The sequence below is a fragment of the Aquabacterium sp. A3 genome, from assembly GCF_038069945.1.
Taxonomy (GTDB): domain Bacteria; phylum Pseudomonadota; class Gammaproteobacteria; order Burkholderiales; family Burkholderiaceae_C; genus Aquabacterium.
In genome coordinates, this window is the sequence record NZ_JBBPEV010000002.1 from 187076 (window position 1) to 198870 (window position 11795).

At 65.4% G+C, this 11795-nt stretch carries 10 protein-coding genes; 4 read left to right on the forward strand and 6 right to left on the reverse strand.

The annotated features are described in order from the left end of the window. Nucleotides 1-3 precede the first annotated feature (3 nt). A complete protein-coding gene (locus WNB94_RS10065) occupies nucleotides 4-1920 on the reverse strand; it encodes a bifunctional metallophosphatase/5'-nucleotidase (protein WP_341390231.1) in 1917 nt (638 codons plus the stop codon). A 150-nt stretch (nucleotides 1921-2070) separates the two neighbouring features. Between WNB94_RS10065 and WNB94_RS10070 the strand changes: the two genes are divergently transcribed. From WNB94_RS10070 to WNB94_RS10080, 3 genes are read left to right on the forward strand one after another with little or no spacing between them, the layout of a single operon-like run. After that, complete coding sequence (locus WNB94_RS10070; protein WP_341390232.1) at nucleotides 2071-2940, forward strand: ATP-binding protein; 870 nt, start codon at nucleotides 2071-2073, stop codon at nucleotides 2938-2940. Then, nucleotides 2933-3454: an NUDIX domain-containing protein gene (locus WNB94_RS10075; protein ID WP_445819053.1), complete on the forward strand. Its 522-nt coding sequence runs from the start codon at nucleotides 2933-2935 to the stop codon at nucleotides 3452-3454. The genes WNB94_RS10070 and WNB94_RS10075 overlap by 8 nt, the downstream gene beginning before the upstream one ends. A gap of 36 nt (nucleotides 3455-3490) precedes the next feature. After that, nucleotides 3491-4369 (forward strand): crotonase/enoyl-CoA hydratase family protein, encoded by an 879-nt coding sequence (locus WNB94_RS10080; protein WP_341390234.1) that lies wholly within the window; start codon nucleotides 3491-3493, stop codon nucleotides 4367-4369. Here the strand turns inward: WNB94_RS10080 and WNB94_RS10085 are convergent. Then, the gene (locus WNB94_RS10085) at nucleotides 4351-5352 is read right to left on the reverse strand and encodes a TerC family protein (RefSeq protein WP_341390235.1); all 1002 of its coding nucleotides are present in this window, start codon (nucleotides 5350-5352) and stop codon (nucleotides 4351-4353) included. The two genes, WNB94_RS10080 and WNB94_RS10085, sit on opposite strands and share 19 nt — an antisense overlap. Before the next feature lie 209 nt (nucleotides 5353-5561). Then, nucleotides 5562-5843, reverse strand: a complete 282-nt coding sequence (locus WNB94_RS10090) for an SWIB/MDM2 domain-containing protein (protein ID WP_341390237.1) — start codon at nucleotides 5841-5843, stop codon at nucleotides 5562-5564. A 214-nt stretch (nucleotides 5844-6057) separates the two neighbouring features. Between WNB94_RS10090 and WNB94_RS10095 the strand changes: the two genes are divergently transcribed. Next, nucleotides 6058-7320, forward strand: coding sequence for an NADH:flavin oxidoreductase/NADH oxidase family protein (locus WNB94_RS10095; RefSeq protein ID WP_341390238.1), 1263 nt, complete (start codon nucleotides 6058-6060; stop codon nucleotides 7318-7320). A gap of 4 nt (nucleotides 7321-7324) precedes the next feature. Here the strand turns inward: WNB94_RS10095 and WNB94_RS10100 are convergent, their stop codons facing one another. Genes WNB94_RS10100 through WNB94_RS10110 form a run of 3 tightly spaced genes read right to left on the reverse strand, consistent with a single transcriptional unit; the run spans nucleotide 7325 to nucleotide 11435 of the window. After that, on the reverse strand, nucleotides 7325-8440 hold the full coding sequence (locus tag WNB94_RS10100) for an alpha-hydroxy acid oxidase (protein WP_341390240.1): 1116 nt from the start codon (nucleotides 8438-8440) through the stop codon (nucleotides 7325-7327). After that, complete coding sequence (locus tag WNB94_RS10105; protein ID WP_341390242.1) at nucleotides 8437-9117, reverse strand: Fe2+-dependent dioxygenase; 681 nt, start codon at nucleotides 9115-9117, stop codon at nucleotides 8437-8439. Before WNB94_RS10105 ends, WNB94_RS10100 begins: the two co-directional genes overlap by 4 nt. A gap of 32 nt (nucleotides 9118-9149) precedes the next feature. Further along, nucleotides 9150-11435, reverse strand: coding sequence for a TonB-dependent receptor (locus WNB94_RS10110; protein WP_341390243.1), 2286 nt, complete (start codon nucleotides 11433-11435; stop codon nucleotides 9150-9152). Nucleotides 11436-11795 lie beyond the last annotated feature (360 nt).

Genomic DNA, 11795 nt, shown 5'->3' on the forward strand with positions numbered 1-11795 from the left:
CGCTCAGGGCAGGCGGGTGATGCGGTCTTGCGCGCCGGGGGCCACGCCAGAGGGGTTGGCCTGCAGGTAGGCCTCGAAGGCGTCCACGTCCACGGCGCCACCCAGGCGCTGGGTGCCGTCCTTGAGCACAGTGAAGGCGTCGCCGCCATCGGCCAGGAAGCTGTTGACCGTGACGCGGTAGCTGGCGGAAAGGTCGATGGCAGCGCCATTCAGGGCCATGTGGCTGACCTTGTTGCCGCAGGCAGCGCTTGCGCTCCACTGGTAGCTGAAGCCGCTGGAGACCTGCAGGATGCGGTCAAAGCCACCCTGGCCCAGGCAGTTGGCAAACTGCTGCTCCAGCAAGGTCTTGATCTGGTCGCCGCGCAGCGTCATTGTCACCAGCGAGTTGCCGAAGGGTTGCACCGTGAAGGCATCGCCGTAGGTGACTTCACCGTGGGGTGCATTGAAGGGCAGGTCGGCGCGGATGCCACCGGGGTTCATGAAAGCCACCACGGCCTCGCCCATGCCGATGTCATTGGTGGCATCCAGTTGCGCGTCGGCGATCACATCACCCAGGGCCGACTCGCCGGCGCTGTTGGCGCTGCGGCTGATGGCGGCCGTGATGTTGCCGATCACGCGCGCCTTGGGCACGGCCGCCAGGCTGTCGTAGTGGGCCACCAGGTCGACCAGGGCCGGGTCTTCTTCGGTGTTGGCGCCCGTGCCGGTGGTCAGGATGGTGGCGTTGGTGCTCAGCACGTCCTTGCTGCTGGTGTCGATCACCACGTCGATGTCACCCAGGTTGCGGGCGTACTGGCCAGACGAGGTCACGCGCACCATCGAGCCGTCCGATTTGGGCAGCATGCAGTTGTAGGCCTGGTGGGTGTGGCCCGAGATCACCAGGTCCACGGCCGGGTGCAAGCGGCTGACGATGTCGACGATGGGGCCGGAGATGCTGGGGCAACCGGCGGTGCCGCTGACGGCCACGCCACCTTCATGGATCAGCACGACGATGCCCTGGATGCCTTGGGCCTGCAGCTGCGGCACCAGGGCATTGACGGTGTCGGCCTCGTCGCCGAACTGCAAACCAGCCACGCCCGAGGGCGACACGATGGTGGGCGTGCCTTCCAGCGTCATGCCGATGAAGGCCAGCTTGTTGCCCAGGAAGTCCTTGACGCCATAGGCCGGCAGCAGGGTCTCACCCGTGTGGGCGTCGGTCACGTTGGCGGCCAGGAAGTCAAACTCGGCGCCGGCGAACTGGCCGTCGTCCCGCTTGTCTTGCGCCAGGCCCTGACCCGAGAAGGCATCGGTGGGGTGGTTGCCGCCATGTTGCATGCGCAGCAGTTCGGTCTTGCCCTCGTCGAACTCGTGGTTGCCCACGGCATTGAAGTCGATGCCGATGCGGTTCATGGCCTCGATGGTGGGCTCGTCCTTGAACAGGGCCGACGTCAGGGGGCTGGCACCGATCATGTCGCCGGCCGACACCACGGCGTGCAGCGGGTTGGCCGCCTTCAGGGCTTTGATGCGGGTAGAAAAGCGCGCCACGCCCGGGTTGCTGCTGGAGCCCTCGCCGGCCTTGATGTTGCCGTGGAAGTCATTGAAGGAGATCAGCTTGACCGTCAGCGTGCGGCCCACGCCCGAGGCCTTGGCCGCACTCATCAGGCGCACGCGCTCGATGGACGTCAGCTTGCGGGTCTTGAGCAGCTCGAACGACACTTGCGAGACATGGCTCAGGAACGCAGCCTGGCTGCCCCAGGGCGCTTCATCGTTGAAGGCGTCATCCAGCGTTTTGCAGTCGCTGCTGATCACGCGGTTGGCCACCGGGGTGGTGTAGGTGTCGAAGGTGATGGCGCCCGCGGACGAGCCCACCACACAGGTTTGTGCGGCGGCCAGGCCACCATAAGACATCAGCAAGGCCGCAGCCACGCATCGCAGGGTGAACATGAGCAAACTCCAGAAGTGACAGGGTCAGGATGAAAGCCATCTTGGCCACCCGGTTTGACGCCGCTGTGAAGGCCGGCGCGGCCCCGTGGTCTGTTCGGCATGGCGCGGCCCTGGCCTACACTTGCCCGCATGAGTGCTGCAGACCCTTCCATGACCGCCCTGCTGGCCCGCGCCGAGCAGGTGCTTTCGCGGCTTGAAGCCGTGTTACCCCAGCCCTTGCAGGCCCCTGACTGGGGCGCTTCGGTGGCCTTTCGCTATCGCAAGCGCCAGGCCGGGGTCTGGGGGGCGGGTCGGCTGGAGCCGGTGCGCCATGTGGGCCTGATCCGTTACGACGATCTGCAGGAGATCGACACCCAGAAGGGCCGCTTTGCCCGCAACCTGGCGCAGTTCGTGGCGGGCCGCACGGCCAACAACGTGCTGCTGTCGGGCGCACGGGGCACGGGCAAGTCGTCGCTGGTGAAGGCGGGCCTGCACGCTCACGCGGCGGAGGGCCTGCGCCTCATCGAGGTGGACAAGGCCGATCTGGTGGACCTGCCCGACCTCGTGGAGCTGGTGAGCGATCGCTCCGAGCGCTTCATCGTGTTCTGTGATGACCTGAGCTTCGACGAAGGCGAGCCCGGCTACAAGGCGCTGAAATCGATGCTGGACGGCACCATCTCGGCGGCGGGTGATAACGTGCTCTTGGTGGCCACCTCCAACCGCCGCCACCTGCTGCCCGAGTACCACGCCGACAACAAGAGCTACACACGCGGTGATGACGGCGAGCTGCACCCCGGCGAGGTGGTGGAAGAAAAGATTTCGCTGTCCGAGCGCTTTGGCCTGTGGATCAGCTTCTACCCCTTCAGCCAGGATGAATACCTGGCCGTGGTGGCGCAGTGGCTGACGCACCTGGGCCTGGACGCCGCAGCCATCGAGGCGGCACGCCCCGAGGCGCTGGTGTGGGCCATTGAGCGGGGCTCGCGCTCGGGCCGCGTGGCCTACCAGTTTGCGCGCCACTGGGCGGGGGGCGAACATGTCTGATCGTCCTTCTGATCATTCTTCTGAGCGCAAGTCCTATCACGTCATGGACGCCACCGACCGGCCTCCGGTGGATGTGGCCGTGGGCGTGCTGATCGAGCGCGATGCCGACGGGCATGAGGCGCGGTTTTTGATGACCTCGCGGCCTCAGGGCAAGGTCTACGCGGGCTACTGGGAATTTCCGGGCGGCAAGCTGGAGGCTGGCGAGACGGTGGAGCAGGCGCTGAGGCGCGAACTGCACGAAGAAATCGGCATCACCATCGGCGAGGCCCATCCCTGGCAGGTGGAGTTGATGGACTACCCCCATGCCCGCGTGCGCCTGCACTTTTGCAAGGTGTACGACTGGGTGGGCGACTTCGAGATGAAAGAGGGCCAGCACATGGCCTGGCAGGGCTTGCCCGTGGACATGGTGCCGGTGCTGCCCGGTACCATCCCCGTGCTGCAGTGGCTGGCGCAAGAGCGTGGCCACACCGGGCCCACCCACCGGCCCACGCCGCCCGAGCCCGCGACGGCCTGATCACGACCCCAGACTCACACGACCGAGGACGACACCATGACCTACCAGACCCTGAGCACCCAGGTGGACGCCGATGGCGTCATGCTGCTGACGCTGAACCGCCCTGAGCAACTCAATGCCTTCACGGTGGAGATGGCCAACGAACTGGTGGACGCCTTCACCCGCGCCAGCGACGACGATGCGGTGCGCGCCATCGTGGTGACCGGCGCCGGCAAGGCCTTTTGTGCCGGCATGGACCTGAGCGTTGGCGGCAATGTGTTCGGGCTGGATGAAAGCCAGCAGCCCACCATGCAGGACATGCAAGAGCGCCTGGACGACCCGGCCATCCACGCCGGTGTGCGTGACACGGGCGGGCGCGTGGTGCTGAGCATCTTCAATTGCAAGAAGCCCGTGATCGGTGCCATCAACGGCGCGGCCGTGGGCATCGGGGCCACCATGACCCTGCCCATGGACATCCGCCTCGCGTCCGAGAAGGCGCGCATCGGCTTTGTGTTCGGCCGCATCGGCATCGTGCCCGAGGCGTGTTCGAGCTGGTTCCTGCCGCGCATCGTGGGCATCTCGCAAGCGCTGGAGTGGACCTACATGGCCGACATCTTCGACGGCCATGAAGCCCAGCGGGGTGGCCTGGTCAAATGTGTGGTGCCGCCCGAGCAGTTGCTGGACGAGGCCTTGAAGATCGCACGGCGCATCGCCACCGAGCGTTCGGCCGTGGGCATCGCGTTGACGCGCCAGATGATGTACCGCAACGCGGCCCAACCGCACCCGCTGGCCGCCCACCAGGTGGATTCGCTGGCCATGTTCTACACCAGCATCGGAGACGGCAAGGAAGGCGTGCAGGCCTTCCTGGACAAGCGCCCTGCCCAGTTCAAGGGCAAGGCCTCGGAGATGCCGCCGTTTTACCCCTGGTGGGAGTGAGCCACCTCGGGTGGGTCGTGCCGGGTCTTGTACAGCGAGAACAGCACGCCCCCCAGGATCAGGCCGAAGGTCACACTCAGTGAGAACGCGGGCGGGATCTTGCCGATGATCCCCACCAGGAAGATCTTGGTGCCGATGAACACGAGCACCAGGGCCAGCGCGTACTTCAGGTAAGCGAAGCGGTGGATCATGGCCGACAGCGCGAAGTACAGCGCACGCAGGCCCAGGATGGCGAAGATGTTGCTGGTATAGACGATGAAGGGGTCGGTGGTGATGGCGAAGATCGCCGGCACCGAGTCCACGGCAAACACCAGGTCCACGAATTCGATCAGGCACAGTGCCAGGAACAGGGGCGTGGCCCAGCGCACCAGCCGGCCCGTTTGCGGGTCGGGTTGGTGCACGAAGAAGTGGTGTCCATGCAGCTCGTCCGTCACCTTCATGCGCTTGCGCAGGAACGTCAGGATGGGGTTGCTGTGGATGTCGGGCATGTGGTCTGCAATCAGCCACATCTTGATGCCCGTGAACACCAGAAAGGCGCCGAACAGGTACAGCACCCAGCTGAACTGGCTGACCAGCGTGGCGCCCAGCCCGATCATGAGGGCGCGCAGCACGATCACGCCCAGGATGCCCCAGAACAGCACGCGGTGCTGGTACTCGCGCGGGATGGCGAAGTAGCTGAAGATCAGCGCGATGACGAACACGTTGTCCATCGACAGCGATTTTTCGATCATGAAGCCCGTGAGGTACTTCATCCCGCTGTCGGCGCCCAGGTACCACCACACCCAGGCCCCGAAGAGCAGGGCCATCGTGATGTAGAAGCCCGACAGCAGCAGGCTTTCCTTGACCTCGATGACGTGATCGTCTTTGTGCAGCACGCCCAGGTCAAAGGCCAGCAGGGCCGCCACGATGCCCATGAAGCTCAGCCAGAGCCAGGCTTCCTTGCCCAGGAAGGGCGTGTTCAGAATGATCAGCAGAGTGTCCATGGGTCAATGTGAAGATGCCATGGGCCTGCACTCTAGACATTTGTGACCCATTGGAAAATTCGCATGTCCAAGGCGTTGACTTCGAAAAAACCTGATGATGAATGGGCTGGCCACCGCGCATGGCCGAAAAAAAGCCTGGCACGCGGCCAGGCTTGGGTGCGGTGAGGGCTCTGGGCAACGCGTCCGTCACCAGGCCCGCAGGCGCAGCATCACTTGAGGTGTTCGCTCACCAGCTTGGTCAGCTCGAACATCGTGACTTGCGGCTTCTTGAAGATGACCTTCAGCTTGTCGTCAGCGTTGATGTTGCGCTTGTTGGCGGCGTCTTGCAGGTTGTGCTTCTTGATGTATTCCCACACCTTCTTGGTCACCTCGGTGCGCGGCATCGGGGTCGAGCCGATGATGGCGGCCAGATCGGCGCTCGGGGTCAGGGGCTTCAGGAAAGCCGCGTTCGGGGTGCGCTTGGCGGGAGCCGCCTTCTTCGCAGTTGCCATGTGAATTCACTCCATCGATGAAATCGGATCTGATGCGGGCCCGGGCACTGGCTGGTTCACCAGCGTTCCTCTGGGGCGTGCGTTGTGCATGGTAGCGCCTAATGCGGTTAAATCTGGCTGGTGGCCGCCCTGATCGAGATTTGCGGCGATTTTTTTTGATCTTTTCGGGGTGAATCGGCCATGATCGCCCCAGCAACACAACGGAGACACCCTGATGACACCTCAAGCCGTGCTGGCGCAGTCCTTCACCTTGCCCAATGGCGTGGTGGTGAAGAACCGCCTGTTCAAGTCCGCCATGAGCGAGGCCCTGGGCACGCGCGCGGGGGCTGCGACGCCCGAGCTGGCCCGCTTGTACGGCGCCTGGGCTGATGGAGGCATTGGCTTGTGTGTGACGGGCAACGTGATGATCGACAAGCGTGCCCTGGGTGAGCCGGGCAATGTGGTGATCGAAAACGACTCGTACATGGCGGAGTTGCAGGCCTGGGCGCAAGCGGCCACGCGCGATGGCGCCCAATGCTGGGTGCAGCTCAATCACCCGGGCAAGCAGGCGCCCAAGGGCTTGAACAAAGAAAACGTGTCGCCCTCGGCCGTGCCGTTTCGGCCCGAGATGCAAGCCTTCTTTCCCACCCCGCGCGAGTTGACCGACGCCGAGGTGCGCGAGATCGTGGCGCGCTTTGGCCGTGCCGCGGGCATCGTCAAGCAGGCCGGCTTCAGTGGGGTGCAGATCCATGGTGCGCATGGCTACCTGGTCAGCCAGTTCTTGTCGCCGCACCACAACCGCCGCACCGATGACTGGGGCGGCACGCCCGAGAAGCGTCGGCACTTCGTGCTGTCGGTGTTCAACGCCATGCGCGAGGCCGTGGGGCCGAGCTTCCCGATTGGCATCAAGCTCAATTCGGCCGACTTTCAACGTGGCGGCTTCACGGAAGAGGAGTCGCTGGACACCATCCGTGCGCTGGCCGAGGCCGGCATCGACTTGATCGAGATATCGGGCGGCACCTACGAGGCGCCGGCCATGACCGGCGTGAAGAACAAGGCCGAGCCGGTGAAAGACAGCACGCGTCAACGCGAGGCGTATTTCCTGGCGTTTGCCGAGAAGGCCCGCCAGGCCGTGAAGGTGCCCTTGGTGGTGACGGGTGGCTTTCGCTCGCTGGAGGGCATGGCCGAGGCCATCACCAGTGGCGCCGTGGATTTTGTGGGCATCGCGCGCGCGCTGGCGTTGGAGCCCGACTTGCCCAAGCGCCTGCTGGCGGGCCAGCAGCCCACGCAGGTGGTGCGCCCCATCAAGACGGGCATCGGCTTCATCGACAAGATGGGCTTGATGGAGGTGACCTGGTACACCGGTCAGCTCAAGCGCATCGGCAAGGGCGAGGCGCCCAAGCCGAACGAGTCGGCACTGTGGGTGTTCTTGAAGTTCATGGGCAAGCAGATGGGGCTGGGGCGCAAGAAGAAGCCCACCAAGCTGCGCGCCACCTGAGGGCTCAGGCGCGGGGGCCGGGCACCAGGTGGGCCCGGCGGATGTCGCTCAAGGTGCGGCAACCATTGAGGGCCATGGCGATCTCCAGTTCATCACGCAGCAAGCGGATGACATGGGCCACACCCAAAGCCCCGGCCACGGCCAGGCCGTGCAGGTAGGGCCGCCCGATCAGCACGGCGTGCGCGCCCAGGGCCAGGGCCTTGAACACATCGGTGCCACGGCGGATGCCGCCATCGACCAGCACGGGCCAGTCGGGCCCCACCGCGTCGACCACCTGAGGCAGCGCCCAGGCCGTGGAGACGGCCGTGTCCAGCGTGCGCCCGCCGTGGTTGGACACGATCACGCCGGCCAGCCCCATGGATTGGGCTTGTTGGGCGTCGGCGGGGTGCAGCACGCCCTTGAGCAGGATGGGCAGGTGGGTGAGGCCTTGCAGCCAGGCGATGTCGTCCCAGGTGGGGGCGTGGCGCAGCAGGCCGTCGAACAGCGCGCTGCCCCCGGGAGGCAGGGCTTGCGCCTCCGGCATGCGCAAGCCCTGCAGGTTCACGGCGCTCACGCCGGGTGGCGCCGCAGGCCCTGCGCGGCGTTCGCGATCGCGCACGCCGCTGCAGGGGGCGTCCACCGTCAGCACCAGGGCTTCGTAGCCGGCGGCTTCGATGCGCCGCACGAACTCGGTGTTGAAGCCGCGGTCGTGCTGCAGGTACATCTGCATCCACAAGGGGCCGCGATCGGCGTCGTTGCGGATGGCCTGGGCCACGCTTTCCAGCGGGGTGCTGGCCTGGGTGCTGAGCACCAGGCCGGCCTGCTGGGCGCTGGCAGCGCAGGCCACGCCCAGCTCGCCATCGGCGTGCACCGCGCGGTGCAGGGCCACCGGGGCCAGCATCAGGGGGTGGGCCAGGGTGCGGCCCAGCAATGTGCGCCTGGTGTGGCCGCCAGCCAGGGGCTGCATCACGCGGGGCCACAGCCGCCATTGGGCCCAGGCCTGGGTGTTGGCGCGCACCGTGTGTTCATCGGCGGCACCGCCGGCCAGCCAGGCCCAGGTGGCGTCGCTGAGGTGCTGCTGAGCCAGCCCTTCGTAATCGGCCAGGCTCACCACACCCGGGGGCAGGGCGGGCGTGCTCACACCTCGGCCCACATGCGCAGGAGGTTGTGGTACGTGCCCGTCAGGCCCACGGTGATGGGGCTTTCGCCTTGCTGGCGCAGGCGCAGCAGGTTCATGTCCATGTCAAAAAGCAGGCGGCGTTGTTCATCGCTGCGCACCATGCTTTGCACCCAGAAAAAGCTGCACACCCGCGCGCCCCGCGTGACGGGCTCGACCCGGTGCACGCTGGTGCTGGGGTAGACCACCAGGTGGCCGGCGGGCAGCTTCACGCCGCGCGTGCCGTAGGTGTCCTGGATGACGAGTTCACCGCCGTCGTAATCGGCCGGGTCGGTGAGGAAGAGGGTGCAGCTCACGTCGGAGCGCACTTTGTCGCCCGCGCGTGTGTTGTGCATCACGGCGCCATCGACGTGGTCGCCATAGGTGTTGGTCTCGCCGCGGTAGCGGTTGAACTGCGGCGGAAAGACCTTGTGGGGCAGCGCCGCCGAGAAAAACAGCGCGCTGCGGTTGAGCGCCTGCAGCACGCGCTCCTGGGCAGCCTGGACGGCGTCGGAGTCGGTGCGCAGTTGTTCGTTTTGTTTGGCGTGGATGGCCTGCCCGCCCGCCGTGGCCCGCCCATCGCGCCAGACGCCCTGGTCCAGCAGCTCGCGCAGCGCGCGAACCTCTTCAAGGTTCAGAACGTCGGGGATGGTCAGCAGCATGGCAGGCAGGGCAGGCCGAAGCCTGCGTCAGGTCAGAACAGCACCTTCATAGTGGCGGTGATGGTGCGGGGAGCGCCCGGGGCGTAGAAGCCGCGGTACAGCGAGTCAGCATACAAGCGGTTGGTCACGTTGGTGCCATTGAGCTTGATCGACACGCTTTCGCTGTAGGCGTACTCGGCCATCAGGTCGAAGGTGGTGAAGGCGGAGGCCTCGACCGTGCGGTTGCCCTCGGGGTTTTGCTCGCTGCGGTAGTTCACGCCGCCGCCGATGCGCCACTTGGGCGTGAGCTGGTAGGTGGTCCAGAAGCTGGCGCTGCGCTTGGGGGTCAGACCAGGGCGGTCGCCCTTGCGTTGGGCGTTGCCGGTGCTCACATTGCTCTCGTCAATCCTGGCCTTCGGGATCCAGGTGTACGACACGTAGGCCTCCCAACCTGTCGCCAATCGACCCGCAATGTCCACGTCCAGGCCCATGGCGTGGCGCTTGCCCGACAGCAGCTGCTGGTCGGCAGCAGAGTCTGGATCGGTGTTGCGTTCGTTGTACTTCTCGGTGCGGAAGGCCGACGCACTCACCGACAGCTTGTTGTTGAGCAAGTCGAGCTTGGTGCCCACTTCGAAGTTGCGGCTCTTTTCGGCCGGGGTGGCGGCATCCTTCAAGGCATTGGCCGAGTTGGGGTTGGGCGTGTTGGCGTAGGTGTCGCCCGAGGTGTTGAACGAGCTGCCGCCGGCGACGTGGAACGATGCCCAATCGGTGGGCTGGTAGATGGCGCCCAGGCGGTGGCTGGTCAGCCACTGGATGCGGCTGGTGCGGTTGCCGGTGGACGTGACGTACTCGCCGTGGAAGCGATCGCGTCGCAGGCCCGCCAGCAGTTTGATCTCGGGCGTGATCTCCATCAGGTTCTGGCCGTACACGGCGAAGGAAGACGCATCGAAGGTGTTGTACTGGATGTCGGTGCGGGTGTCGACGATGCTGGCGCCATCGTTGGGCGTGCCCACGGTGGTGGCAGGCCGCGATGGACCGGCGATGTTGTTGTTGCGCTTGGCGTCTTCCTTGACGTAGTCCACGCCCAGGATGATGTTGTGGCGCAGGCCCAGGGCGTTGAAGGTCTTGCTGAAGTCGCTTTGTGCGATGAGCACGTCCGTTTCGGCGATGCGGCCTTTGCCCGATCGCGTGATCACGGTGTCGTTGTTCAGGTTGTCGATGGTGGTGCCGCTGGCAAAGCGGTTCACGGTGGCCCACAACTCACGCTCGAAGCGCCCCTGGCGCACGGTGGTTTTGAGCTCACCCCCGCCTCGCACGCGGTGCGTGTGGCTGATCGTGGCGTAGGTGGCCGAGCCCTTGTTGTAGTCGCTGGCCAGGCCATAGAAGGCATCGTTGGCCAGTTTGGGCACGATGGTGCCATCCTGGATGAACCACGGGTGGTTGTAGATGGGGTTGTTGTCGTACTCCAGGTGGTAGGCGCTCACCATGAACTCGTTGGTCTCACCGATGTTCCACCGGAAGGTGGGGGCGATGCCGCGCTTGGAGATTTCGATGCCGTCGTTGTCGGCTTCTTGAGCCATCACGTTCAGGCGCAGGGCCGAGCTGTCGCTGGTCTTGAAGTTGAAATCGCCCGTGGCGCGCACGTTGTCGCCGGTGCCCACCGAGATGTTGGCCTCGTGTTGCGTCATCAAAAACGGCGTCTTGCTGACCTGGTTGACGATGCCACCGGTGGAGCCCCGGCCGAACAGCATGGATGCCGAGCCCTTGAGCACTTCCACGCGCTCCTGGTTGAAGGTGTCGCGCTCGTACAGCGAGGGGTCGCGCAGGCCATCGATGTAGATGTCTCCGGCCTGGCTGAGCGAGAAGCCGCGCAGGCGCACGTCCTCTTCACCGGTTTCGCCGGCCTGGAAGGTCACGCCGGCGGTGGTGCGCAACAGTTCCTTGAAGTCGTCGAGGTTGCGGTCGTCCATCAGCTTTTCAGTGATCACGGTGATGGACTGGGGGATGTCGCGCAGGGCTTGGTTGCCCTTGCCGATGCGGGTGGTGACGGCCTGGTAGCTGATTTTGGCTTCGGGGCGCTCGGCCTTGCCCTTGACCGACACGGTGGGCAAGGTGCTTTCGACAGCCTCTGTGGCCTGGCTCACGGTGGCCACGGGCGGGGCCGCCGCAGGGGCCTCGGGGGCGGTTTGGGCCAGGGCGCTGCCGCTCAGCAGGCTCAGGCCCAGGCCAGCGGCCAGGGCGCCCAGCGAGCCCAGGCTGGACGCACAGGGCAGGTCGGTGGCGGCGGTGTCGTGGGATGTCGGGCGGATGGCTTGGGCCAGGGTGTGGTGTGATGACATGGTGTCTGAGGCTGGGTGTGGGCGCGCGTGGCAGGCACGGACGCGTCAGGTTCGGGGATGGCGATTGATTCGTGGTGTGGCCAATGATAACGATTCGTATTGCGATTGTTAAGCATTGTGTCGCCATGACGCACCACCCAGGCATGGGGTGGGCAAAAAAAAGCGTTTGTCGCAACCCCGTCAACCGCTGGCCCTATCCCCACGATCGGGCCAATGGCGTCCCCACGTTGACATCGACGGCATGGTGTCCGGCGACATCGTCTTGACGGGGTCTGGTGCGACAAACGCGTAGCTATAGTAACGAGAATGATTCGCAATAGCAAATCATTTCGATGGGCCTGTCAGCAGCAGGGTTGATCC

Bases quoted from the DNA above. Each gene is read 5' to 3' on its own strand.
- WNB94_RS10065 (WP_341390231.1), bottom strand. From the start codon at position 1,920: ATGTTCACCCTGCGATGCGTGGCTGCGGCCTTGCTGATGTCTTATGGT.
- WNB94_RS10070 (WP_341390232.1), top strand. From the start codon at position 2,071: ATGACCGCCCTGCTGGCCCGCGCCGAGCAGGTGCTTTCGCGGCTTGAA.
- WNB94_RS10075 (WP_445819053.1), top strand. From the start codon at position 2,933: ATGTCTGATCGTCCTTCTGATCATTCTTCTGAGCGCAAGTCCTATCAC.
- WNB94_RS10080 (WP_341390234.1), top strand. From the start codon at position 3,491: ATGACCTACCAGACCCTGAGCACCCAGGTGGACGCCGATGGCGTCATG.
- WNB94_RS10085 (WP_341390235.1), bottom strand. From the start codon at position 5,352: ATGGACACTCTGCTGATCATTCTGAACACGCCCTTCCTGGGCAAGGAA.
- WNB94_RS10090 (WP_341390237.1), bottom strand. From the start codon at position 5,843: ATGGCAACTGCGAAGAAGGCGGCTCCCGCCAAGCGCACCCCGAACGCG.
- WNB94_RS10095 (WP_341390238.1), top strand. From the start codon at position 6,058: ATGACACCTCAAGCCGTGCTGGCGCAGTCCTTCACCTTGCCCAATGGC.
- WNB94_RS10105 (WP_341390242.1), bottom strand. From the start codon at position 9,117: ATGCTGCTGACCATCCCCGACGTTCTGAACCTTGAAGAGGTTCGCGCG.
- WNB94_RS10110 (WP_341390243.1), bottom strand. From the start codon at position 11,435: ATGTCATCACACCACACCCTGGCCCAAGCCATCCGCCCGACATCCCAC.